17 protein-coding genes, 1 tRNA gene and 1 pseudogene are annotated in these 25,362 nt (G+C 38.5%); 6 read left to right on the forward strand and 13 right to left on the reverse strand.

Annotated elements, in window-relative coordinates:
• Positions 1-17 precede the first annotated feature (17 nt).
• The 7 genes from P3L37_RS12195 to flhD form a co-directional block, all read right to left on the reverse strand.
• Positions 18-1,703 carry a methyl-accepting chemotaxis protein gene (locus P3L37_RS12195; RefSeq protein WP_109911153.1) on the reverse strand — a complete coding sequence of 562 codons (1,686 nt, stop codon included), beginning with the start codon at positions 1,701-1,703 and terminating at the stop codon, positions 18-20.
• Positions 1,704-1,807: 104 nt separating this feature from the next.
• On the reverse strand, positions 1,808-2,305 hold the full coding sequence (cheW, locus tag P3L37_RS12200) for a chemotaxis protein CheW (protein WP_004909833.1): 498 nt from the start codon (positions 2,303-2,305) through the stop codon (positions 1,808-1,810).
• 16 nt (positions 2,306-2,321) lie between these two features.
• Entirely contained in the window at positions 2,322-4,391 is a 2,070-nt protein-coding gene (cheA, locus tag P3L37_RS12205) for a chemotaxis protein CheA (RefSeq protein WP_196723434.1), read from the reverse strand.
• A gap of 103 nt (positions 4,392-4,494) precedes the next feature.
• Entirely contained in the window at positions 4,495-5,412 is a 918-nt protein-coding gene (gene motB / locus P3L37_RS12210; RefSeq protein WP_004909832.1) for a flagellar motor protein MotB, read from the reverse strand.
• A gap of 7 nt (positions 5,413-5,419) precedes the next feature.
• Positions 5,420-6,307 carry a flagellar motor stator protein MotA gene (gene motA, locus P3L37_RS12215; RefSeq protein ID WP_004909829.1) on the reverse strand — a complete coding sequence of 296 codons (888 nt, stop codon included), beginning with the start codon at positions 6,305-6,307 and terminating at the stop codon, positions 5,420-5,422.
• Between the two features lie 97 nt (positions 6,308-6,404).
• A complete protein-coding gene (gene flhC / locus P3L37_RS12220; RefSeq protein ID WP_004909826.1) occupies positions 6,405-6,995 on the reverse strand; it encodes a flagellar transcriptional regulator FlhC in 591 nt (196 codons plus the stop codon).
• Positions 6,992-7,342, reverse strand: a complete 351-nt coding sequence (gene flhD / locus P3L37_RS12225; RefSeq protein ID WP_004909823.1) for a flagellar transcriptional regulator FlhD — start codon at positions 7,340-7,342, stop codon at positions 6,992-6,994. The genes flhC and flhD overlap by 4 nt, the downstream gene beginning before the upstream one ends.
• Positions 7,343-8,989: 1,647 nt before the next feature.
• Between flhD and P3L37_RS12230 the strand changes: the two genes are divergently transcribed.
• The 3 genes and pseudogenes from P3L37_RS12230 to P3L37_RS12240 form a co-directional block, all read left to right on the forward strand.
• On the forward strand, positions 8,990-9,442 hold the full coding sequence (locus P3L37_RS12230; protein ID WP_004909821.1) for a hypothetical protein: 453 nt from the start codon (positions 8,990-8,992) through the stop codon (positions 9,440-9,442).
• Positions 9,443-9,924: 482 nt separating this feature from the next.
• Positions 9,925-10,920, forward strand: coding sequence for an acetyltransferase (locus tag P3L37_RS12235; protein WP_227024184.1), 996 nt, complete (start codon positions 9,925-9,927; stop codon positions 10,918-10,920).
• A gap of 116 nt (positions 10,921-11,036) precedes the next feature.
• Positions 11,037-11,231, forward strand: a pseudogene (locus tag P3L37_RS12240) (integrase); the annotation flags it as partial.
• Positions 11,232-11,245: 14 nt separating this feature from the next.
• Here P3L37_RS12240 and P3L37_RS12245 read toward each other — a convergent pair.
• Positions 11,246-11,321, reverse strand: a tRNA-Lys gene (locus P3L37_RS12245).
• Positions 11,322-11,576: 255 nt separating this feature from the next.
• On the opposite strand from P3L37_RS12245, the gene cycA reads away from it, so the two are divergent.
• Entirely contained in the window at positions 11,577-12,977 is a 1,401-nt protein-coding gene (cycA, locus tag P3L37_RS12250; protein WP_109911099.1) for a D-serine/D-alanine/glycine transporter, read from the forward strand.
• Between the two features lie 69 nt (positions 12,978-13,046).
• On the opposite strand, the gene putP is transcribed toward cycA, so the two are convergent.
• On the reverse strand, positions 13,047-14,531 hold the full coding sequence (gene putP / locus P3L37_RS12255; RefSeq protein WP_109911098.1) for a sodium/proline symporter PutP: 1,485 nt from the start codon (positions 14,529-14,531) through the stop codon (positions 13,047-13,049).
• 498 nt (positions 14,532-15,029) lie between these two features.
• Here putP and putA point away from each other — a divergent pair, with 498 nt between their 5' ends.
• On the forward strand, positions 15,030-19,013 hold the full coding sequence (gene putA, locus P3L37_RS12260) for a trifunctional transcriptional regulator/proline dehydrogenase/L-glutamate gamma-semialdehyde dehydrogenase (protein ID WP_272667306.1): 3,984 nt from the start codon (positions 15,030-15,032) through the stop codon (positions 19,011-19,013).
• Between the two features lie 219 nt (positions 19,014-19,232).
• Here putA and fliZ read toward each other — a convergent pair whose 3' ends face one another.
• Positions 19,233-19,751 carry a flagella biosynthesis regulatory protein FliZ gene (gene fliZ, locus P3L37_RS12265; RefSeq protein WP_004255757.1) on the reverse strand — a complete coding sequence of 173 codons (519 nt, stop codon included), beginning with the start codon at positions 19,749-19,751 and terminating at the stop codon, positions 19,233-19,235.
• A 1,040-nt stretch (positions 19,752-20,791) separates the two neighbouring features.
• On the opposite strand from fliZ, the gene P3L37_RS12270 reads away from it, so the two are divergent.
• Positions 20,792-21,103, forward strand: coding sequence for a DUF5339 domain-containing protein (locus tag P3L37_RS12270; protein ID WP_004909809.1), 312 nt, complete (start codon positions 20,792-20,794; stop codon positions 21,101-21,103).
• A gap of 114 nt (positions 21,104-21,217) precedes the next feature.
• Here P3L37_RS12270 and mgtA read toward each other — a convergent pair whose 3' ends face one another.
• The 3 genes from mgtA to dsrB form a co-directional block, all read right to left on the reverse strand.
• The gene (mgtA, locus tag P3L37_RS12275; protein WP_109911096.1) at positions 21,218-23,920 is read right to left on the reverse strand and encodes a magnesium-translocating P-type ATPase; all 2,703 of its coding nucleotides are present in this window, start codon (positions 23,918-23,920) and stop codon (positions 21,218-21,220) included.
• Positions 23,921-24,069: 149 nt separating this feature from the next.
• Positions 24,070-24,768, reverse strand: a complete 699-nt coding sequence (locus tag P3L37_RS12280) for an MgtC family protein (RefSeq protein WP_004255789.1) — start codon at positions 24,766-24,768, stop codon at positions 24,070-24,072.
• A 397-nt stretch (positions 24,769-25,165) separates the two neighbouring features.
• Positions 25,166-25,357 carry a protein DsrB gene (gene dsrB / locus P3L37_RS12285; RefSeq protein WP_004255792.1) on the reverse strand — a complete coding sequence of 64 codons (192 nt, stop codon included), beginning with the start codon at positions 25,355-25,357 and terminating at the stop codon, positions 25,166-25,168.
• Positions 25,358-25,362: the final 5 nt, after the last annotated feature.

Genomic DNA, 25,362 nt, shown 5'->3' on the forward strand with positions numbered 1-25,362 from the left:
AAGACTGAGCTTAACCGTTAGAAAGTTTCCCAATTGTCATCATCTTTATGTTCTTTCGATGACAGTTTTGTCAGATCCGGCGTTTTAACGATATTTGAAACCGTTCTTGCTGCCGGCTGAATATTGCGTATTTCGCTTTGTTTTAATGGTGGTAAACGGAAGATGGAAATCAATTGCGACAGTTTTGCCACTTGTTCTTCCAATACATTGGCTGCAACCGCAGACTGCTCAACCAGCGACGCATTTTGCTGTGTAACCTTATCCATTTCTGCAACAGCGATGCTGACCTGTGCAATTCCTTTACTTTGCTCGTCTGATGCAGTTGCAATGTGCGTCATAATGTCAGTGACACGTGTGACAGACTCGACAATCTTGGTCATTGTTTCGCCCGCATCTTCTGCTTGGCGAGCGCCTGTCCCAGTTCTTGACACTGAATCTTCAATTAACGTTTTAATCTCTTTAGCCGCATCAGCACTGCGTTGTGCTAAATTACGCACTTCATCAGCCACCACAGCAAAACCACGACCATGCTCACCTGCTCGTGCCGCTTCAACCGCTGCGTTTAGCGCTAAGATGTTGGTTTGGAAGGCGATGCTATCGATAACCGCAGTAATATCAGAGATTTTCTGTGAGCTATCGGCAATGTTCAGCATGGTACTGACCACATTCGATACCACTTTGCCACCCTCTTTTGCTATCACTGAAGCTTGGTTTGCAAATTCACTCGCTTGGTGGGCGTATTCCGTATTTTGTTTTACGGTTGCAGTCAGCTCACTCATACTGGCTGAGGTTTCTTCTAAGCAAGCAACTTGCTGCTCAGTTCGTGCAGATAAGTCATTGTTACCTGCTGCAATTTCGGTTGTACCTTGGTAAATAGTTTCGCTACCATCTAGCACACCACGAACGGTATTAATCAATTCCTGCTGCATATGTTGAACACCATTGGCCAACTCACCAATTTCATTCTTGGCAATTGTTGTCACATTCGGTGTTAAATCGCCTGAAGCAAAGACTTTAATACGCTCAATTAAGATACCGAGTGGTTCAATAATGCCTTTACGAACATAGCGATAACTAAAGAAGCCAATTAAGGCGAGTAAGATAAATAGCGTCACCAACATATATAAAGATTGGCGATAGTTATTATCTGCGTTAACGACTTCGGCTTGAAAATCTGCTGAGATATCCGCAAAATAAGCGTTAAATTGCTCTTCAAATTTTACTTGGTGCCCTGAGGTTCTGTGTGCATAAAAGCCTTCAAGGTCACCTTTTTCAGCGAATTCACCTAGCTTGATTAACGCATCACGATAGGTTTCATAGGTGCTAAATAGTTTTTCAAATTTGGCCTTATCATAATCCGAACTTTGCATCAGCTTGTTATAACGTGCATAGGCATCATCCGCTGATTTAAAGTTACGTTTAGCGGCTTTAATCAAATCTTCTGTCGTTGCATCGTCTTGAATTTTACGACCTTCAAGTAAATAGGCATTGATAGAGCGGTTTAAGTTAGCTCGAGCTTGTAACAAATTGACCCAGCTTTCCGTTAATACTTGTCTTTGGCGTTGTAATGAATTCAAATAACTGATGCTGTCGCTGTTATCACCCAGTTTGGTAAACATCAACCCACTGGATACCAGTTGCAGCAAAATAAAGATAAAAATGACGGACAAAAGTCCCGATACGATTTTAATTCGACTGTACATGACGTTTTACTAACATAATTTTGTTGTATTTTGGATATCGGTCATCCAACCAAAAACTTTAGTTAATGACTTATTATTATTTGAACAATTGTTGGGGCTGAGAATTACTCAGCCATGCTGTCAATCAGCGCCATTTCATCGCTTGTTAATAATTTTTCGATATCGACTAAAATCAACATACGGTCGTTTAATGTTCCGAGCCCTGTCAGATATTGTGTTGATAATGTCACGGCAAAATCAGGTGGTGGTGCAATTTGTTCTTCATTCAAGACCAGTACATCCGAAACTCCATCGACGACAATACCAACGACGCGATCTTTTAAATTCACTACGATAACGACCGTGTTATCGTTATACACCACGTTTTCATGGGAGAATTTCACCCGTAAATCAATAATCGGAATGATGACCCCACGTAAGTTAGTCACTCCTTTGATAAAATCAGGGGTATTCGCGATACGAGTCACTTGTTCGTAACCACGAATTTCCTGCACTTTTAAGATCTCAATGCCATACTCTTCTTCACCCAAGGTAAAAATGAGGTAGCCTTCGCCGTTTTTTTCTTCTTCGTGTTTATTTAAATCATCATCTAACATAGACATGGTGTATGGCCTCTATTTAGTGCACGACAGGTTGAGAAACCTGCTGTTTCTTTTTAATCAAAATGCTGTTATTCATTTTTTGTAGTTCAGCCACATCTAAAATCAATGCAACAGAACCATCACCCATAATCGTTGCTGCGGAAATACCGGGGATCTTGCGATAATTACTTTCAATGTTTTTCACCACCACTTGCTGCTGCCCAACTAATTTGTCGACCAACAATGCAAAACGATGACCTGCATTCTGAATAATCAGCACAATACTGTTATCTAAATTTCGTTCGGCTTCTTCGATGGAAAATACGTGGTGTAATTCAACAAGCGGTAGATATTCACCTCGCACAAGCAGCATTTTTTCCTCTCCAGCCAAGCGATAAATATCCTCTTGTCGAGGCTGCAACGTGCTGATAATTGCACTCAATGGCACGATAAAGACATCTTCCGCTACTTTCACCGACATCCCATCCAAAATCGCTAAAGTGAGCGGTAATAAGATGCGGATAATGGTGCCTTTGCCTTCGGTAAAACCGATTTGAATACGACCGCCCATGTCTTGGATATTTCTTTTCACCACATCCATTCCAACACCGCGTCCCGAAACGTCTGTCACTACCTCTGCGGTTGAAAATCCTGGAGCCATAATCAGCATCGCAACTTCATCATTGCTCATACCATCATGCACGTTCATGCCTTGTGACTTCGCTTTTGCCAAAATACGTTCACGGTTTAGCCCTGCGCCATCATCACGAACTTCAATGCAAATATTGCCACTTTGATGTGCTGCCGCTAAGGTCAATGTGCCAGCTTCTGGCTTACCATTTGCCACGCGAACTTCTGGCTTTTCAATCCCATGGTCGAGGCTATTACGAACAAGGTGATTCAGGGGATCGACGATGCGCTCAATCAAGCTTTTATCGAGTTCAGTTGAACTTCCTTCCACTTTCAGCTCGATTTTTTTACCTAATTTCGATGCTATATCCCGTACCATGCGTGGGAAACGACTAAATACGTAATCCATTGGCATCATGCGAATTGACATAACGGATTCTTGCAAGGCGCGAGAATTACGCTCCAACTGTACGATTGAGCTTAATAAATCACTGTATTCATTTTGATCGACATGCTGACTATGTTGGGTCAGCATTGATTGAATAATGACCAACTCCCCGACTAAGTTGATCAACTGGTCAACTTTCTCTACAGCCACACGAATACTGCTCGAATCCCCTTTCGGTTTAGCGATTGCAGGTTTTTTCGATGTATTTGCAGGCGCAGCTACCGCTGGTGAAACAGTTACAGGTTTTGCTTCTTTCTCCGGCTCAGGAATCTTAATTTCGATTGTGCCATCGGAGCCATCCGTGATGACTTCTTCAGGAGATAAGGCGAGGCAATCCGCAAATGATACGACTTGGTGAGCAATCTGTGATTCATCCACCACAAAACATAATACGCCACTAATATCATCAATATCAGTGTTTGTACCAAGCCATGCTTGCAAACTATTTGCTGTTTTTTCAGTATGATACAAGTGCCCAAATAAACTGAGCTCATCTGCCAGTAAATCAACTTCATTTTCTTTGAGCTGATTTAACGAGATCATAAAGTAGTGTGAATATTCACCTTGCTCTGCGGGAGCTTCTTCAACAACCGCAACTTCAACTTTAGTCTCAGGTAACGCAGCCGTTGTTTCAGTGACCTCTTCTGCTCTATTTTCAACCCGGCTAAGCACCTCACAAATGCGCTTAAAGGTCTCTTCATCCGGCAAAGAATCATTTTTATAGGCATCTAACTGTGATGCCATGACATCCTTAGCATCAAGAAAAACATCAATAATGTCAGGTGTGAGTGTTAATTCATCATGACGCGCCTTATCTAAAAGGTTTTCCAATGTGTGAGTCGTATTCTGCAACTGAGTGAAACCAAAGGTTGCAGCCCCTCCTTTTATTGAATGGGCACTGCGGAAGATGGCATTTAGCTGCTCGCTATCCGGGTCAAAAGGATCAAGCTCAAGTAAATGTTGTTCCATATCCCTGAGCAACTCATCAGCTTCATCGAAAAATGTTTGATAAAACTCGGTAATATCCATGGTTTTTATCCAATTTCGCTTAAGTTTCACTTAACGCTGACTGCCGGACATTCCGGCAGGCAACTAAACATGTTATGTAATAAATTCAAATAACAGCAATTCATCACGGTATTTTCACCGCAGCGACAACACCCACGGACGTTTCTGGTGTGGGCTTTTGCGGTTTATTCAGCACATCATTGATCGGCTTTGCGCCATCATATTCACGGAGGATCTGCTTTGTTTCTTCATCATTTAAAACAATGATACTTATCCGGCGGTTGATCGGAGCAAAGCCATCATCTTTGTCTAAATGAATAGCTGATGCCATTCCAACCACGCGTAAGACTTTATTTTCATCCATTCCACCGCGAATCAATTCACGGCGTGAAGCATTCGCGCGATCAGATGAAAGCTCCCAGTTGCTGTAATTGGCTCCGTTGGCATAAGCGAGGTCATCAGTATGACCGGAGATACTAATTCGATTGGGAACATCATTAAGAAGTGGTGCTATTGCTCGCAAAATATCACGCATATACGGTTCAACCATTGCCGAACCAACTTTAAACATTGGGCGATTTTCACTATCTACAATTTGAATTCGTAGCCCATCGTTGATCATATCAATCAGTAAATGTGGCTTTAATTCATTCAAACGTGGGTCTTTTAAAATGGCCTGCTCAAGTGACTCTTTTAATTTTTCAAAACGATAGTTTGCATTTCCATCAATAATATTATTAGGTTCTGGCATCACATCCCCATCACGGAAAATAGGGTCTTTACCACCACCTGGAATAGGGTTTGTGGCATCTCCACTTTTACTTCCTGGGTTGATAGCTGTACTTAAGGGAGTACGAAAATACTCGGCAATTTGAGTTAATTCTTGAGGACTTGAAATTGAGATTAGCCACATCACTAAAAAAAATGCCATCATCGCCGTCATAAAATCGGCATAAGCAATTTTCCATGAACCGCCATGCCCGTTTTGCTGATGCGAACTGCGTTTTTTAACCCGAATAACATGCGGTGTATTGGCTGCCATCCGTTAGTTACTCCTCAGTTGTTTCTTGTGAGCGGGCACCAACTTTCACTTCTCGAACTTTATCTTCAAGTTCAACAAATGAAGGCCTATCTGCACTGAATAACACCTTGCGGCCAAATTCCACTGCAATTTGAGGGGCATAGCCTTGCAATGCTGAAAGGAAAGTCACTTTAATGCATTCCATCATTTTCAATTGCTCACTACTGCGTAGTCTTATTAGTGCAGCCAAAGGTAAAATGAAGCCATAAGCCACTAAAATACCTAGAAATGTTCCCACCATAGCATGAGCAATTAAAGCACCCAATTCACCAGCAGGACGATCCGCTGAGCCCAAGGCATTTACGACACCCAAAACGGCCGCAACGATCCCAAATGCAGGCATAGAGTCACCGACCATATTTAACCCCGAAGCCGGTACTTCATTTTCTTGGCGAAAAGTTTCTAACTCTTCGTCCATTAATGCTTCAATTTCATGGCTTTGTAAGTTACTGCTTACCATCAAACGTAAGTAGTCCACGATGAACATCATGGTGGATTCGTCTTTTAAAATACGGGGATACTGGGAAAAAATTTCACTTTCACTTGGGTTATCAATATCTTTTTCAAGTGCAAGTAACCCTTGCTGGCGTGATTTATTAAGTAATTGAAATAACAACGCCATTAAGTCCATTGACATTGTTTTATTGTAAGAGGAACGACGAAAGAGTTTTGGTAATACTTTACACAAGGCGACGATGGATTTGCCACTGTTACCAACAACAAAGGCACCTAAACCTGCACCTAAAATAATAACAAATTCAGCAGGTTGATAAAGCGCACCCAAATGGCCACCGACCATTAAGTATCCGCCTATAACCGCAACTGTAACAATGATATACCCGATGAGTATTAACACAATATTCCCTTTCACTCCGTTGGTTAACAGATGGCAGTCAAAGGGAATATTAGGAGTGACAGGCAAAAACCTTTGCCTGTTAACCAAATCAATCCAATTACATTACCGCTTTAGTAATGCCATCCTGTCGATATACCGTAATATCGGCTAGATGCTCGGAAAGTTTACGTTTTTTTATTGCACGTGATGGCGGTTGGCATAAACTACAAGTAAAGCTATTTTCAGGAATATGTGCGTAAGTAATAAAAGAACCATGGCAACAGCTACATTGTGAACTTTGTAACATGCCACTTTCCACAAAACGGACTAATGTCCAAGCGCGTGTTAAAGCTAACAAAGGCTCCTCACCAGGTTCTGGAATGCACTGTTCAAGGTATAACCTGTAGGCTTTTAATATGGCATCCACACCACGACATTGACCACTTTTAAGTAAAAATTGATAAGCATTATAGAACATGGATGAATGAATATTCTGTTCCCACGTCATAAACCAATCTGTAGAAAAAGGTAGCATGCCTTTTGGTGGTGGGCAGCCTCTTAGCTCTTTATATAAACGAACTAAACGACCACGACTAATTTGAGTTTCACTTTCTAACATTTGAAGGCGAGCGCCTAAAGAGATTAGTTCCATGGCTAATCGAATATCATTCGCTTCTTGGACTATACTTTTTTCAGCTGCGGTACTCATCTTTTTCTCGCTATTTCTGTGTCGCCCTCATTATGCGTTTGCAATAATCGGGTCGAAAGTAAGATACCTGTATGAATTTGTTGCAATTCATCAACTCTTGAATCACGGGTTAGCTTTTCAATTGTGTCACTATTATCAAATCTAAACTGGCAGATTAGCTGGTTTGTCTCTGCTAATTTGACTAATTGAGGGAGTGTAAGGTCTGCTAAAGTAGTTGCCATTGCATCAGAGATACCTAAACGAAACATCGCAGAGGCTTTCTCTTGGGAGATGAGTTTTTGGGCTAATAGCAAATATGAGAGGTTAATATCGTATATATGCTTCAGAAAATCTGTCGTCGAGCTCATTTTTTTTCCTTTCCGAAAATTATCAACATCTGTGCGATCTGTATGCAAAAAGAACAAATATAAATTTGAAAGTATTGTGTAATCAAATTATTAAATTTAAAAAGTAATTAAATTGGGTAAATACAATTCCATTAATTTTCCCATGTCATCCATTCAAAAGTACCCAATTTGGAGTATAAACACACAAATTTCCAAACTTAAATTAAAGATATTTCCTGAATACCTACAACAATAAAGAATGACTAAAAAATTAGCGGTTCCCGTAAAAATCAGAAATGGCTGATGTCATTATTAGTCGCTAATTATTATGCACCACTAAATTAACTATTCAAGGTACTTATGTTTCTTTTTATACCAATGGGATGATTACCCCTTAATTCATTAAATAATCTTCATTATCTCTTTATCTTCTATTACTTTATCCTAAATATCCACAACATTTTTAGTCACCTTAAGCAAAATGGCAGGATTTTAATCAAAGCATTCACTCTTTACATGTGATTACCAAGCGAAAAAAACCAAGCACAACATCAAAAACAACATATTGATCCAAATCAATTTTTAGTATTAAGAAACTGAGTTACCCATGTCTGTAATAAGCCGTTATCGGCACTATTGGAATAAAACTTAATCATTAATTTTCAATAAGTTTAATCTACATTACAACCATCGTTCAAAATTATTCAATCGTAGTTATCATACAAACTCTCACTATATTGTCATACATATTAAGTATCCGCCCTCAATTCTCATTAGATTAATTAAACAATGATTATAATGTCATCATCTCGTAATATTAATAAAATTAATAAAATTTAAATAAATTACCAATAATAAAAAACTATTTAGCTTAAATACTTTTACTGGTTATTTTTGTTTTTTTAATATTTTAAGTAATCACTTTGTTATTAATTCATTAAAGTAATTTTTTTTGATTAATTAATATTTGTTTTTTTATATAAAGTAGCTGAGATTTCATTTTTTTTAATAAAAAGATCAACCTACGTTAACCAATCACTTTTGTGTTAAGGGTGAAAAATGAAGGTTTCAATTAAGAACATTCCATTTTCTATATATTTTTCATATCACTTTTAAAACATTCGATTGGCACTTAAAATAAAAACGACTAAGCGTATTATTACATGTCTTCATGCTTATCCGTTCTAGCTGTTTTCACGCAATGACAACAAATTTGATTAACCAAGGTTATAGTAACCTTTGATTACTATATACTTTTATTTTAACAAAATACCCTAATCATCATCCTAACTTAAGTAAAATTGCTTAATCCAATAATGAAGGAATAGAAAAAAATGACTTTTAGTTAAAATAATTCAGTGAGAAGCTTGCTTATAAAACAAACAAATTTATTGTGCTTTTTATGAGCAAAAATATTCTCCAATTTGCGACAGTCTTCACACTTGTTTTCTTTGTTTCTCAATAATTTCCGAATAAAACGATACTCTCATTGATATATTTATGTTAAGAAGATCACATTAATATTGCTTACAATGCTCTCTAAGTCGTATGTAGGATCAATATAGACAAAATGATGAAAAAATGACAAGGCCAGTGAAGTGATAAACTTGTTTTCCTCATGCACCAATGCAACACTGAGCACACTAAAATATAATTTTAAGGAAAAGCATGTTCAATTATCAAGCAACTGTAGACTTCATTGAGGAAGAAAACGTATATGAAATCAACTTTAGTGATTTTTCTGGGCTACAGGGCGTTAGCTATTGTAAAGAAGATGTTGAGTTAGAAGCCCAAGAAATTTTGCTCGCTTCTTTTGCTGAACTAATTGAACTCAGAAAACCTATTCCATTAGCAACACAAACAAAAAGTGAAGCAACCTTTACTGTTTATTTACCCATAATCTGCTGCTTAAAAATTGCCTTGCATAACGCGATTCTCAATTCTGCAACACAACGCATCGACCTCGCTCGCAGGCTGAACATCAATGCACAACAGATAGAACGCTTACTCGATATTCATTACGCATCTAAAATTGAACTTTTAGAGCAGGCTTTATATATATTAGGCGTTGAAGCTTCAATTACAATCACCCAAAAATTGGTTGATAACAGCATGAACTGATCATCATTGATAAGAATAGCGCCGAAATAGCCTGAAACACCTTTATTTACCTATACTGATTGTTAGGCGTTGATGAAATGGCAGAGACTTGAGTTAATTTTATTTTCCTCATGTCTCAAACCCTGTAATTGCAATCACTTCTTAGGTACATTCCATATTAAAAAATAGTCTCTTTAAATTGTTCGCAATTCAACCAAATCATACTTTTCCAACCCAATACAGATTCCTTGGGGTGTCTATCACGTTTCATGTCTTAAGCATCTGTGATTTTTATCGTACTCTTAAATGATGAATAAAGGATATTGTAGCCTTATATCCGGTTACTAAATCATGAGCTAACTCGAATTAATAGTAACATTTAACTTAATAAGACTCATCAATATTTGACGTATTACCTTCCCTTTCATAATCCCTAAAATAATTTATTTTAAATAAAAATCTCAATGAGGTACAATAAGTGAGTTTTTATATAGGGTATATGTATGAAAAATGAAAATCACTTAATCTCGAATATAAAAGATAATAACCAACCATACTGGCCTACACTAAAGCTTATATTGAGTTCATTAATTGTTTTTGATTTTTATTTAAATTTAGTTGATAAAAACAAATATGCGTTGCTTATTAATACTTTTGAATTAACATTAATCCCTATGTTTGTATTTATAGTTGCATTTATAACAAAAAATACGACATGGAAAGGGTTACAATCTCATCTTCTTCCTGCTGTTATCATTTATTTTACGTTCCAAACAATCGATATGATCCCACTTTATTTCACCGGTGAGTTAACTTTAAGAACCTATTTACTTTCTCCTCAATACGGAGTTTGGTTTTTCTTAGCAACGCCTATCTGGCAAGCTATTTTTTTATTATTACCGAAAAGCTTTAAATTAAATAAATTCTACCTCTCTATAATTTTAACATTATCATTGATAATTTCTTATATAACAAAAACTTACCTTATGCCATTTTCTAGTTTCTTCTCAATTATTCTATATTTTCCATTTTTTGTCATCGCTTATTTTATTAATAATAAAAGTATATCTTCGTTAAGAAAAAAACCTACCATGGTAATTTTTTGTATTACAATTTCAGCTATTTTATTCCTTCATTATCGAGATGCTTTCTTAAGTGAAATGCTCAGCGGTATCAACTCCTATTTATTCTTCAACGAATTTATTATTCATATTTTAAATTTTTCTATAAGTCTAGTGTTAGGGTCAAGCATTATTTACTTTGCCTTATCAACTGATAAATATGCGAAAACATCAAACAATGCTTTAGGTGTTTATTTAATCCACCCAATTATTTGTTTTATTATATTACAAACATTAGTTTTTTTAGGTATAGAGCTTAATTTATTATTAATAATAACATTTACTCTACTAACCATTTGTATAGCACTTTTATTAGCATCAATTCCAATTATTCATTGGTTTATAGATCCTATTTTTTACTCTAATAAATTGAAATAATTAGGTAAAAGCCTAACTCATAAACAATCAATGCTATTTGAATACTAATTAAAAAAGATAAAAAATCACCTCAGCAGGTTAGTTTGAAACGCTGTTTAAATTCCTTGCAATCCTAGTTAGTTCAATCCGGCGTCCCGCTGTCTGATCTTCAAGAAATGGGCGGCTAGGAAAGTATTGAGATAGTTCTGCGATATGCTCACTGAGCCCCAGATCACTTAGCCAAACATGCTAAGCAAATTGATGCAATATTTAATGCTTGCGTCCCAAATACGTCCCATACAGTCAGTATAGGTTCCGCAGCATGCTCATAACTCATTGAAAATCTTGGTGGGTTGTGGGGGGCTCGAACCCCCGACCTAATGATTAAGAGTCACCTACTCTGCCAACTGAGCTAACAACCCGATACAAATTATTTAACGCCTAACAATTGCTACAGTCAATATGATTCTGCTATTTTTATTATCTAAGTTAATTTAAAGTTACGAATGTAAAATTTAAGAAAACTATCGCTTGAATAAACATCACTTCGTTTCTAACAAGATAACTTTTCCTTACTCTAATTGAGATTTGTGTCACAATATTTCACGCAAACATAACCACAAAATTATAAAAAAGACTGTGGCTAATTATCACAAACCACTACGGACATCTTTAGTATGGAAGAAAATGCGAATTCACTATCAACACAACCCAACGCTGATCGTAATCAGCTAAAACGTAGTCTTAGTAACCGCCATATACAACTTATTGCTATTGGTGGCGCAATTGGTACAGGCTTATTTATGGGTTCTGGTAAAACCATTTCACTTGCGGGCCCATCAATTATCTTTGTGTATATGATAATCGGCTTTGTGCTATTTTTTGTGATGCGCGCAATGGGTGAACTGCTACTTTCTAATCTGGACTACAAATCATTCAGTGATTTTTCTGCTGACCTTATCGGCCCATGGGCAGGTTTTTTTGTCGGTTGGACATACTGGTTTTGCTGGGTTATCACAGGTATTGCCGATATCATTGCCATAACAGCCTATGTGAGCTTTTGGGTTCCTGATTTTCCTGAATGGGTAACCTCATTTATCTGCGTAGTCACCTTATTAACACTCAACCTGGTTTCTGTCAGGCTTTTCGGTGAGCTCGAATTTTGGTTCGCTATGATAAAGATTGTTGCCATAGTGGCTCTCATTGCAGTAGGTGGCACACTAATTGCCATGAATTTTCAATCCCCTGCGGGTCATACGGCATCTTTAAGCAACATCTGGAATGATGGTGGAATGTTTCCGATGGGGATCAGCGGCTTCTTTGCTGGCTTCCAAATTGCTATTTTTGCGTTTGTTGGGATTGAATTAGTCGGAACGGCAGCCGCTGAAACACGCGATCCAGAAAAATCTTTACCGAAAGCTATCAACGCGATACCTATCCGGATCATTGCATTCTATGTGTTATCTTTAATTGTGATTATGGCAGTTACCCCATGGCGAACCATATTGGCCGATAAAAGCCCATTTGTAGAAATGTTTGTCCTGATAAGCTTACCTGCAGCAGCAAGTATTGTTAACTTTGTCGTTTTAACTTCTGCAGCTTCTTCTGCAAATAGTGGTGTATTTTCCACCAGTCGAATGCTTTTTGGGCTTTCAAAAGAAGGGGATGCACCAAAACAGTTCAGCCAATTATCGAAAAAAGCCGTACCCGCTACTGGGTTGATTTTTACCTGTATCTGCCTCAGTTTTGGTATTGTTCTGATCTATTTTATTCCTGATATCATGCATGCATTCACACTAGTCACAACCGTGTCTGCAATTCTTTTCATGTTTATTTGGAGCATGATTTTATATAGCTATTTAAATTTCCGTAAAAAGCGACCTGAGATGCACAAAGCATCCCATTATAAAATGCCTGCGGGTATTGTGATGTCGTGGTTAAGCCTCGCCTTTTTTGCCTTTATGGTTGTTTTATTGGCATTTCAGCACGATACAAGACAAGCCTTAATAGCAACACCAGTTTGGTTTATTTTGCTCTTCATTGGTTACCAATTCGCTAAGCGCAAAAAGAACCATTAATGAAAAATAAGCAAAAAGGCCGAATAACAGTATTGTTACTCGGCCTTTTTAGTTTATAAACTCGCTCGATTAACTTGCTTTATATTCTGCCTCGGCTTCATCAAAACGAGCCTGCGCAGCTGCACTTGGTGCTTTAGTTATCAAGCTGACAACAACAATCGCGATTGTTGCTAATAAGAAACCTGGGATGATCTCGTACAAATCAAACCATTTGTATTTTATCCAAACGAGTACTGTCACTGCACCAACTAACATTCCTGCGAGTGCGCCCGTACGCGTCATTCGTTTCCACATTACAGAGATTAAAACAACAGGACCAAACGCTGCACCGAAACCAGCCCATGCATTACTCACTAATGCCAAAACTTTATTATTTGGATCACGAGCAATGTAAATGGCAATTGCAGCGACTAACAACACCATAAAACGCCCGACCCATACTAACTCTTTTTGGCTAGCACTCTTACGAATAAAAGGCTTATACAAGTCTTCCGTTAGCGCACTCGCACAAACTAATAATTGGCAACTTAACGTACTCATTACCGCGGCTAGTATGGCTGATAATAAAATACCAGCGATCCATGGGTTAAACAAAATCCCCGTTAACTCCATGAATATACGCTCATTATTTTGCATGACCGAACCCGCTAAAGCCGGATTATTTTCAAAATAAGCGATACCAAAGAAACCAACCGCAATCGTTCCACCTAGGCATAATACCATCCATGTCATACTAATACGTCGAGCAGAACGAATAGTACGAGCAGAGTCTGCTGCCATAAAACGCGCTAAAATGTGAGGTTGCCCAAAATAGCCTAATCCCCAACCTAATAATGACAGAATTGCGATGATATTCATGTCTTTAAACATATCAAGATATTCAGGATTCTTAGCTTTAATCACTTCAATAGAGGTATCAATTCCCCCTAAAGAAAGGATCACAACAATAGGTGTAAGAATCAATGCGAAGATCATTAATGAAGCTTGAACAGTATCGGTCCAACTCACAGCTAAGAAACCACCTAAAAACGTGTAAGCAATCGTCGCGAGTGCACCTAACCACATCGCTTTCTCATAGCTCATATTAAATGTGCTTTCAAATAACAAGCCACCTGCGACCACACCTGACGCACAATAAATCGTAAAGAAAACTAAAATAACAACAGCAGAAATAATACGTAAAATCTTACTGTTATCCTCAAAACGGCTAGTAAAGTAGTCCGGTAATGTTAACGCATTATTATTTTTTTCTGTTTGGACACGTAAACGCCCAGCAACAAATAACCAGTTAAGATATGCACCGAGACTCAAACCGATAGCAATCCAACTTTCAGAAATCCCGGCCAAGAAAATCGCACCTGGTAACCCCATGAGTAACCAACCGCTCATATCTGAGGCACCAGCAGACAATGCAGTTACAACACTGCCTAAACTTCTCCCACCCAGAATATAGTCGTCAAAGTTTTTCGTTGAGCGATAGGCCATATAACCAATTAATAACATGCCAGTAATGTATACGACGAACATAATGATCATCGGAGTGCTTACAGTCATCCTGTTTTCTCCATTGAGTAGCTTTAAAATTATTAGTTATCTTTATAAGTGACCGCTGATAACTTGTAACTTCATGGTGTTGCACTTTATTGCACATATTTAATTTATCTGCGCAAACACCAAATAGGTTGTGATTGTTTGTGTTGCACTAACTTAATATCTTAACTGCCACATCCTAGACAGAGTCGTATTAAATTAACAAGAAATTAACTATTTTTTATTGCATAAATAGAATCCATATCACAAATGTTAAAATTTAAACTTAAATTCACAATCAGATGTTTAATCGCCTCATCTAAAGATGATAAATATAACTACATGTAAAATATAACAAATAAATGAATACCAATTTAATTGAAATTATTAGAACTCAAAAAACTCGATATGTTTCACATTTCTTTCAGAAATCACACGTAACAATGTTGCACAAAGTTGCAACATTAAGATAATGTGGTGTAACTTTTTGATTAAAATGACTCGTGACCTAGAGGAATTAAGATGAGTAGCACTACAACTATGGGTGTGAGACTTGATGAAGCAACTCGTGAACGCATTAAAAATGCCGCTCAGCGTCTTGACCGCACATCACATTGGCTTATCAAACAAGCTATTTATAATTACCTAGAACAACTCGATAATGGCCAAGCCTTTCCAGAGCTCTCACCGGGTATCGATGTAAAAGAAAATCAAACTTCTGATGAAGACACCACCGTTGAATCTAACTATCAACCATTCTTAGATTTCGCAGAGCACATTTTACCACAATCTGTAAAACGCTCTGCAATTACTTCTGCTTACCGAATTCCTGAAACACAAGCCGTGCCAATGTTGTTACAGCAAGCACAGCTCCCTACAGAACAAGCTGAAGCCGCTCATAAATTAGCTTATTCAATAGCTGAAAAACTACGCAATCAAAAAAATGGCATCGGCCGCTCAGGTTTAGTTCAAGGTCTACTCCAAGAATTTTCACTTTCATCTCAAGAAGGTGTCGCATTAATGTGTCTCGCAGAGGCCTTACTGCGCATTCCTGATAAAGCAACTCGAGATGCGCTCATCCGCGATAAAATTAGCAATGGGAATTGGCAATCACACCTTGGCCAAAGTAGCTCAATGTTTGTCAATGCCGCGACTTGGGGTCTGCTATTTACGGGTAAGCTAGTTTCTACGCATAATGAAGCTAAACTCTCAACCTCACTTAATCGCATCATTAGTAAAAGTGGTGAACCGCTGGTACGCAAAGGCGTTGATATGGCGATGCGCCTTATGGGAGAGCAATTTGTTACTGGCGAAACTATTTCCCAAGCGCTCGCTAACGCACGAAAACTCGAAGATAAAGGCTTCCGCTATTCCTACGACATGCTGGGCGAAGCCGCATTAACGGAAAAAGATGCACAAGATTACATGGTGTCTTACCAACAAGCTATCCACGCGATTGGTAAAGCATCAAATGGCCGCGGTATTTATGAAGGCCCTGGTATTTCAATTAAGCTATCAGCATTACATCCACGTTATAGCCGTGCACAATACTCTCGCGTAATGGAAGAGCTTTATCCACGCCTGTTATCCCTAGTATTACAAGCGCATCAATACGATATAGGGATTAATATTGACGCAGAAGAAGCCGACCGCTTAGAAATCTCTTTAGATTTACTAGAAAAACTCTGTTTTGAACCACAACTCGCGGGGTGGAATGGGATTGGCTTTGTTATCCAGGCCTATCAAAAACGCTGCCCATTTGTGATTGACTCAATCATAAATTTAGCTGAACGCAGCCAACGTCGTTTAATGATCCGTCTGGTAAAAGGGGCTTATTGGGACAGTGAAATCAAGCGCGCGCAAATGGATGGGCTAGAAGGTTACCCAGTTTACACGCGTAAAGTGTATACTGACGTTTCTTACATTGCCTGTGCACGAAAACTGTTGTCGGTTCCCAATTTAATTTACCCGCAGTTTGCAACGCACAACGCACATACTCTCTCTGCTATCTACCAAATTGCAGGTAAAAACTACTACCCAGGCCAATATGAATTCCAATGTCTACATGGAATGGGTGAACCACTTTATGAACAGGTGGTTGGTAAAGTCGCTGATGGCAAACTAAACCGCCCTTGCCGTATTTATGCACCTGTCGGTACTCACGAAACACTACTTGCCTATCTGGTGCGTCGATTATTAGAGAATGGTGCAAATACTTCATTTGTAAACCGTATTGCTGATGCCACTATTCCGCTAGATGAATTAGTTGCTGACCCAGTTAAAGATGTCTTAGAACTGTCTAAAACTGAAGGTCAAATTGGCTTACCGCATCCAAAAATTCCGTTACCACGTGATTTATACGGCCAAGAACGAGTAAATTCGATGGGGCTTGACCTATCAAACGAACATCGACTCGCTTCTTTATCAAGTGCCCTACTGAGTGCGGGTATGCAGCAAAAAATAGCAGAACCGCTGTTAGGGAGCAATTTCCAAGCTTCGCAAACGTTACCTGAAGCAACACCAATTATAAACCCTGCCTGTAATAAAGATATTGTTGGCCATGTTCGTGAAACAACAGAGCAAGAAGCTGAACATGCATTAAATACCGCTAACGATGCGGGTACTATCTGGTTCGCAACTCCGCCTTCTGAACGAGCAGCTATCTTATTACGAGCCGCTGACCTTATGGAGCAACAGTTACAGCCACTATTAGATATTTTAGTTCGTGAAGCGGGTAAGACCTACAACAATGCAATTGCGGAAGTTAGAGAAGCGGTAGATTTTCTTAATTACTATGCAACTCAAGTCAAGAATGATTTTGATAACAATACGCACCGTCCTTTAGGGCCTGTGGTCTGTATTAGTCCATGGAACTTCCCGTTAGCAATATTTTCAGGCCAAATTGCAGCTGCTCTCGCGGCAGGAAATACCGTACTCGCGAAGCCGGCAGAACAAACACCATTAATCGGTGCTATTGCGGTTTCCATTTTGCATCAAGCGGGTATTCCACGCGATGTACTGCAATTTTTACCGGGTAAAGGTGAAACGATTGGTGCCCAACTCGTTGGTGATAGCCGTGTTCGTGGAGTCATGTTTACGGGGTCAACTGAAGTTGCAGGATTACTTCAACGTAATATCGCTGGACGCTTAGATGCACAGGGCCGACCAACCCCGCTGATTGCAGAAACGGGCGGATTAAATGCAATGATCGTTGATTCTTCTGCATTAACAGAACAGGTTGTCACTGATGTTGTCGCATCTGCATTCGATAGCGCAGGTCAGCGTTGTTCAGCACTGCGCATTCTATGTATCCAAGAAGATGTCGCAGATAGAACAATTCGTATGTTAAAAGGCGCAATGGAAGAGTGCCGCATGGGGAATCCAGAACATTTATCAACTGATATTGGCCCGGTGATTGACCGTGAAGCAAAAGAAAATATCGATCAACATATTCAAAAAATGCGCAGCAAAGGGAAAGTCGTCTTCCAAGCCGCATTTGAAAATCATGATGATCAACAAGAACAAATGGAAGGAACCTATGTTAAGCCGACATTGATAGAACTTGATGATGTTAGTGAGCTGAAAAAAGAGATTTTTGGCCCTGTTCTGCACGTTGTACGTTTTAAACGAGATGAGCTAGAAGCACTCGTTGAACAAATTAACGCTGCGGGTTATGGGCTGACACTTGGTGTTCACACTCGTATCGATGAAACTATCAACCAAGTTGTTTCAAAAGCTAAAGTAGGTAATCTGTACGTAAACCGAAATATGGTTGGTGCCGTTGTTGGTGTGCAACCTTTTGGTGGTGAAGGTTTATCTGGAACTGGGCCTAAAGCAGGCGGGCCACTATACCTCTATCGTTTATTAAGCGAACGCCCAGATAACGCGGTTTCAAATACTTTAGAGAGACAAGATAGCCATTTACCGATGGATGCCAGTGCCCGAACCGTATTACTCGAGCCATTTGAAGCACTTACTCAATGGTCTGAAAAACAAAATTCGGTTATTCCCCCCTCCGTTATTGAGCTATTTACACGCCATAGTCAGACAGGAACCACTCGTGTGTTGCCCGGTCCAACGGGAGAAAGGAATACCTATACCTTGCGCCCACGTGGTTTGATTTTATGCCTTAGCGATAATGAACAAGATTGTTTAACTCAGTTAACAGCGGTGCTTTCTGCGGGTTGTCAGGTGTTATGGCCAGATAGCGAACTTCATCAGAAGCTATTTAAGTCACTACCTGAAAAAGTGAGAAAAACCATATCGCTAACTAAAAACTGGATAGAATCTAAAGAGCCAATCGAAGGGGTTATTTACCATGGTGACAGCGATCAGTTAAAAGAGGTTTGTGCAGCGGTTGCACAACGTAAAGGGCCTATTATTTCAGTACAAGGCTTTGAACGAGGTGAAACTAATCTGCTGACTGAACGCTTACTTCATGAGCGCTCATTGAGTGTCAATACCGCGGCTGCAGGTGGTAATGCTAGCTTAATGACGATCGGGTAATAAACAAAAGGCCTGACCTCGCAGTTTATGAGGATCAGGCCATCCATCACAATGTGTTTATTTAAAAATACACTTATCTCATAAGAATAACAGTCGCGGTTCCTATCAGATAAGTGCTATCTCATATATTTACTGCTAGAAACATAAAAGGTGCCCACGAGGACACCATTGTTTAAAAACAACAATGAAAATAACGATGCTTATTTTCAGTATGTCATTCTAATTATTGCACTTTTCAGATTCCCAGAATAAATATTGTTCATATTTACGTAATGCAATATTGTAATTGCTAAATGCAGAGTCTGTCATTTTTTCACTTAACTCTTCTTGAACTTTACTTGCAGTAAATTCTTTCATAGAAAAATTAGAAGAAGATAACAGCTCATCTAAACGTCGTAAACGAACAACATATTCACGAACAGTACTATGGCTCATCTCAGTCTGTAAGAATAAATACTGTTTAAATGACATAATATCAAAATAATCAGTATTACTATTGCAATAAATTTCACTACAAAAACGACAAAGTGCAGTAAATTTATCTTGCAGCTCCCCCCAGGTACCTTCATCAACCAATTCAGTCATATCAGCGATAGCTTCTTTATTTAAGATGTCATCGTTGAAAACTAAAGAGATGCGATCAAGGGTCTTGTGACAATGTGCACAATGAGTTTGGCTGTGTTTAAAATCTTTGATGTAACGACTCAGAGGCCGTTTCTTTACAATAGAAGCAGACATAATGGTAAAGCCCTGTGTGTAAGTCTAAATATAAAATTGTAACCAAATAAATCAGGTTACATACATTGTATGCCCATAGCATTAATATATTATTTGCTATGTTGCATTGCGATATGGTGAACCCATATCATATATTCTTACTTTACCTTTAGAGAACTAATCATTCTAAAAATGTACAGTAAGAAAAGGTATCGCCCTTTGTTAAAAACATTCTAACCCGTCTCTCGCTCTTTGGCGAATTTCTACGGTGAATCAATTTTGGTATGAATTTGAGTTAGCGTCAACAAAATTAACTTAATTGTCGTTAACCCTGTACACCTATCATTAACCATAAGTTAAGCGATATTTACTTATTAGTTCGCTTAAAAACAAAGACTTTACCTGATAATTTCATCTTCGTACAAAGAAAATTTAATTTAAAAATCAAACTTATACTGATACAAAGGTTTTCTTCTTAAATTTGTGAAGTAGCTCACTTTTCACATCTATAATTGCATCTTAAATGAACAGCCATTAATTCTATAAATATTTCATAGTAAAAATTTATCATTCAACCGTAAATATTTTGTTACAAATAAACGATTTTTTAATAATTTTAATTGTGTATAAAAAAATGTTATAACAATATTTCAAAATCTTATATAGGTAAATTCACGCATAACGCATTATTCTATCTTGCGAGTTGAAACATAATTATCGTCAAAAAATATGTTTATTAAAATTAGACAACCATTTTTCCTTCTCCTAATAAACCTTTAACTTCTTATCTCAAGCTTCAATCACTTCATCCGTCTATTAATCACCCTAGATAAGCGTAAAATAGTCAAAGGCATCCCATAACAACATGATAAAAAACAATTTAGTTATAGTTACAAAATTATGTAATGTAAACATCCTGAAATGAAATATGATAGCCTAATTAAATTGAAACTTAATTAATTAGCTAAGATATTATTTTAGGATTTGTCACGTTTGATATTAAAAACATCTCTTATATACTCAATTTGCTATATAAATAAATAATTTTAATAAGGTTGATTATGAAAAAGTTGATTTTAGCTTGTGGTATGGGTTTATTGGCACTGACAATCACTGCTTGTTCGGAAGAAGAGAAAAAAGGCGAAGTTGCTGGTGCAACTGAAACTTGTAACGCTTACTTCGCTGAAGTTGATAGCTTAATTGCTAAAGCTTCAGAAAACCCGCAAGCAAAAACTCAGTTAGATGCAATGAAAGGTCAGCTGGAAGAAGGTAAAAAACAAGTTGCTGCACTGCCTAAGGATCAGCAAGATAAAGCTTGCCAACAAGGTATTGATGCAATGAAACAGATGAAAGCTGCTTTAGGCCTGCAATAAGCCCTATTCTTCTTTATTCTGTAGATCAACAAGAGCCACACTGGTGGCTCTTTTTATTGCGCACAGAAAAGAAGAACCATCCTTGGTTTTTCTTTTTCCTGACTTAACAATATATTATAGCCATGTGCCAAAACGTTTAATATAAAACTGCTTCATCAGTTGAGCGACAACACAATAGCTCACTAATGTCAGAGCTAGCCATGGGAAATATTCTATTGGCAACGGTTGTAATCCTATCATTTCACCAAATGAAGAAAATGGAATATATAGCCCGAGAGCCATAATTAACCCTGTCGTTAACATAACAGGTAGCGCAGCTGTGCTTTGTATAAAGGGTATTTTTTGTGTTCTTAACATATGAACAACTAGCGTCTGAGAGAGTAATCCTTCCACAAACCAACCGGATTGGAACAACGCTTCATGAGCAACACTATTTGCTTGGAACACGTACCACATTAGCGCAAAAGTCGTGATATCAAAAATAGATGACGTTGGCCCAATCCAAAGCATAAAGCGGCCAATATTTTTTGCATCCCATTTACGAGGTCGTTTTAAAAACTCTTTATCCATTTTATCCCAGGGTAATGCAAGCTGGGAAATATCATACAGCAAGTTTTGAACGAGCAAATGAATGGCTAACATCGGTAGGAAGGGAATAAATGCACTGGCAATTAATACAGAAAATACGTTACCGAAGTTAGAGCTCGCTGTCATATTTAAGTATTTAATAATATTGCCGAAAGTTTCACGTCCTTTAATCACCCCCTGCTCTAATACCATTAAATCTTTTTCAAGTAAGATAATATCCGCAGATTCCTTAGCAATGTCCGTCCCTGTATCAACTGAAATTCCCACATCAGCATCACGTAATGCCGGTGCATCGTTAATCCCATCACCAAGAAAGCCAACTGTATGCCCATTTGCTTGTAACCGCTTTAAAATACGGGATTTTTGCAAAGGTGTTAATTTACAAAAAACTGAAACCTGCTCAACTTTCTGACCGAGCTCTTCGTCCGTCAAAGCCTCAATTTCCAGACCAGTCATGATTTCACTGATATTTAGACCAACATCACGACAAATTTTTTCGGTAATAATCGCATTATCACCCGTCAACACCTTCACCGTAACACCATTTTCACGTAGCGCTGCAATGGCTGAAATTGCGCTTTCTTTTGCTGGGTCAAGAAAAGTTAAAATGCCTTGTAGTTCTAACTGATGCTCAGCTTGAGTTGAAAGCGGTAAGCTGGCTTCAGCATCATTCAAACGGCGAGTTGCGAGTAGTAATACACGAAATCCTTGTCTGTTATAGTCACTCACTAGCTCAGTAATTGTTGCTCTTGCTTGGTTATCAAGTAAATGAAGCTCACCATCTTGTTGATAGCTTTGGCAAACAGCTAACATTTCCTCAGCGGCGCCTTTACAAATAAGTAGGGCTTCGCCTTCTGGTGTTCGTACTGTCACTGACAATTTACGCCGAATAAAATCAAAGGGTAATTCATCAATTTTTTGAAATCCTTTTAGCTTCTCAACTTCACTGTTCCCTCTACCACGACGAATAATTGCCTGATCCATCATGTTCTTAGCGCCACTTTGATGGAAGCTATTTAGCCAAGCCAGTTGCAAGATTTTACTATTTTTCTGCCCATTACTGTCTAAATAATGTTCTAAAATAATACGATCTTGCGTTAAAGTTCCCGTTTTATCGGTACACAGCATATCCATTGCACCAAAGTTTTGGATAGCATTTAATCTTTTGACAATCACCTTGTGTTTTGACATGGCAATTGCACCTTTGGCTAAATTGGAGCTAACAATCATCGGTAACATTTCGGGTGTTAACCCCACAGCAACCGCCAGTGAGAATAATGTTGCTTCGAACCAATCACCTTTTGTAAACCCATTGATAAGTAAGACAATTGGTACCATGACTAACATAAAACGAATCAATAACCAACTTACGCTATTCACACCACGATCAAATGATGTTTGCGCACGGCTCCCCACAATGGATTTAGCCAACGAGCCTAAATAGGTTTTTCCGCCGGTTGCCACCACAATTCCACGTGCTGTACCGCTGGTAACATTGGTTCCCATTAAACAAATATTTGAAATCTCTAATAATTCATTTTCTGTTGGCGATACGGGATCTAAACTTTTGGCTGAAACGTCACCCAATGTGTCATATTTTTCAACGGGTATAGACTCCCCTGTTAGAATCGCTTGGCTGATAAACAAATCTCTTGATTCGACTAGCTTTAAATCAGCAGGAACCATATCTCCTGCGGATAACAACACAATATCCCCAGGTACTAAGCATTTAATCGGCACCTCTTTTCGAACTGAACGTCCCGTTTTATTGTCGCGACGAAATACCGTAGCTGTCGTTCGAACTAAGGATTTCAATGCTTCCGCAGCTTTATTGGTACGATATTCTTGCCAAAAACGCAAAAATCCACTCAGTAAAACCATAGTGACAATAATAATCACCCCGGTTAAGTCTGTTTCTTCACCTTGACGTTCGGGAATAACATAATCCGTAAAAAAACTAACAACTGCTAATATAATCAGTACGAATATAAATGGATTTTTAAAGGAAGTGAGTAGTTGCTTCCATGCTGGAGGGGCTTTTTCATGAGCAACTTCATTCTCACCTTCAGTCACTAGGCGATCCATCGCCTCATTCTCAGATAAGCCTAATAGATTTGTTTGATATTCATTGAGCACTTGCTCAATATTTTTACTCGCTTGTTCGCCAACAATATATTTTTGGCGTGCAGCCGCTTTGACGCTTTTACGCGGTTCTCTTATTTCAGTCATAACGTTGTCTCGAATACAACACTCGTGATTTTAACGCTATCCAACTGAAATAAAATTAGTTTATTATCAGTTAGATAGCTCCAGCTTACGACTCCATGACGGAGGGTGGTCGTCCATTTCAGCTCCTATAGTGAGTTAATTTAAAGTCATCAGGCAGGTAGCTCTGATGCGACTTTCCAATTGATAGCACTAACACTTTGCTCAAGACTTATTCTGCATACCAATGCTTCAATTTCCTTTTGCTCGGCGGGTGTTGCAAGGAATTCAGCACACACTTCCAGCTGTTCAGGCTTTAATGTGTCGGCACTACTTAACGATTGCAATCGAATATGAAGCCCGTTAATTGCTTGTAAAATAAGTGTTCTTACTAAAATTTCATCCGTTTGATGGCACATTACACGGATCTTATAGCGCTGTTCTACATCAAGCGCTTGCTGCTGTGGTTGTTTATTAATTCGTGAAGCTGCTTCTCTTAATAAAATGTTGGCGCATAAAATTAATAACGTCGCCATCAATGCCAAAGAGTACTGCCCTAATCCACATAAAACACCGATCCCCGCAGAACACCAAAGCGTTGCCGCAGTATTTAGACCTCGAATGTTCATGCCTTCACGCATAATTACACCCGCCCCGAGGAAACCAATTCCAGACACCACTTGGGCAGCAATACGCCCAGGGCTATCAGGAGATGTTGTTACAGAACTTAAAATAAACACCGCAGCACCTGTTGCAACCAGTGCATTGGTTCTCAAGCCCGCCATTCGTTGACGCCACTGGCGCTCAGCACCGATTAATGCACCAAAACACATAGCAGACAGTAAATTTAAAATATCAGGGGAAAAAAGCATGATAATCCCTCCAAAAATAACTTGGATAATGATTTATATGCCTAATAAAAAGCATATAGCCATATATTTTGAGTAAAATAAATTACTCAAAAACCATTAGCTATTGCCTGGAGGAAATAGAGAATAAATATAGACCAACATGATACACACTCAATACAGCTATAATATGCTATCTAATTAAATACAATTATAAGGGAGTAGTATGATGAGGAAACATCAGACACCGCCCGCCATTGTGGCAAGCAGTGAAAAGAAAAGATGATTACTGGCTTGCCATTAAATTAAGTTTTTATTCCAACTCTGACTGTCCAAGTAATAATCTCCTAAGTAAAAGATGGCAGGAGTATAAGTGGGGAAAATTATTAAGTAAAGAACAAAGTGTTCATTAACTTGAAACTTATCTTTCAATTGGTGTAACAAAAATCCCTTCATCACCCTCTTTTTCATTAAAAAACCAAATACCTTCCGGGTAATCTGGTAATGCGATTAAGTACATTACCCCTTCATTGAAGGGCTCAATAAGTAAAATAGTGCCTTCACGACGCTCTTCCCCGTCTGTTTTTACATAAACACGGTCATTAATATTCATAACAG

Origin of the sequence: Providencia sp. PROV114 (assembly GCF_032704305.1) — a bacterium.
GTDB lineage: Bacteria > Pseudomonadota > Gammaproteobacteria > Enterobacterales > Enterobacteriaceae > Providencia > Providencia rettgeri.

Coding starts and splice junctions, on each gene's coding strand:
- P3L37_RS12195 (WP_109911153.1), bottom strand. CDS start 1,703: ATGTACAGTCGAATTAAAATCGTATCGGGACTTTTGTCCGTCATTTTT.
- cheW (WP_004909833.1), bottom strand. CDS start 2,305: ATGTCTATGTTAGATGATGATTTAAATAAACACGAAGAAGAAAAAAAC.
- cheA (WP_196723434.1), bottom strand. CDS start 4,391: ATGGATATTACCGAGTTTTATCAAACATTTTTCGATGAAGCTGATGAG.
- motB (WP_004909832.1), bottom strand. CDS start 5,412: ATGGCAGCCAATACACCGCATGTTATTCGGGTTAAAAAACGCAGTTCG.
- flhC (WP_004909826.1), bottom strand. CDS start 6,995: ATGAGTACCGCAGCTGAAAAAAGTATAGTCCAAGAAGCGAATGATATT.
- flhD (WP_004909823.1), bottom strand. CDS start 7,342: ATGAGCTCGACGACAGATTTTCTGAAGCATATATACGATATTAACCTC.
- P3L37_RS12230 (WP_004909821.1), top strand. CDS start 8,990: ATGTTCAATTATCAAGCAACTGTAGACTTCATTGAGGAAGAAAACGTA.
- P3L37_RS12235 (WP_227024184.1), top strand. CDS start 9,925: ATGAAAAATGAAAATCACTTAATCTCGAATATAAAAGATAATAACCAA.
- cycA (WP_109911099.1), top strand. CDS start 11,577: ATGGAAGAAAATGCGAATTCACTATCAACACAACCCAACGCTGATCGT.
- putP (WP_109911098.1), bottom strand. CDS start 14,531: ATGACTGTAAGCACTCCGATGATCATTATGTTCGTCGTATACATTACT.
- putA (WP_272667306.1), top strand. CDS start 15,030: ATGAGTAGCACTACAACTATGGGTGTGAGACTTGATGAAGCAACTCGT.
- fliZ (WP_004255757.1), bottom strand. CDS start 19,751: ATGTCTGCTTCTATTGTAAAGAAACGGCCTCTGAGTCGTTACATCAAA.
- P3L37_RS12270 (WP_004909809.1), top strand. CDS start 20,792: ATGAAAAAGTTGATTTTAGCTTGTGGTATGGGTTTATTGGCACTGACA.
- mgtA (WP_109911096.1), bottom strand. CDS start 23,920: ATGACTGAAATAAGAGAACCGCGTAAAAGCGTCAAAGCGGCTGCACGC.
- P3L37_RS12280 (WP_004255789.1), bottom strand. CDS start 24,768: ATGCTTTTTTCCCCTGATATTTTAAATTTACTGTCTGCTATGTGTTTT.
- dsrB (WP_004255792.1), bottom strand. CDS start 25,357: ATGAATATTAATGACCGTGTTTATGTAAAAACAGACGGGGAAGAGCGT.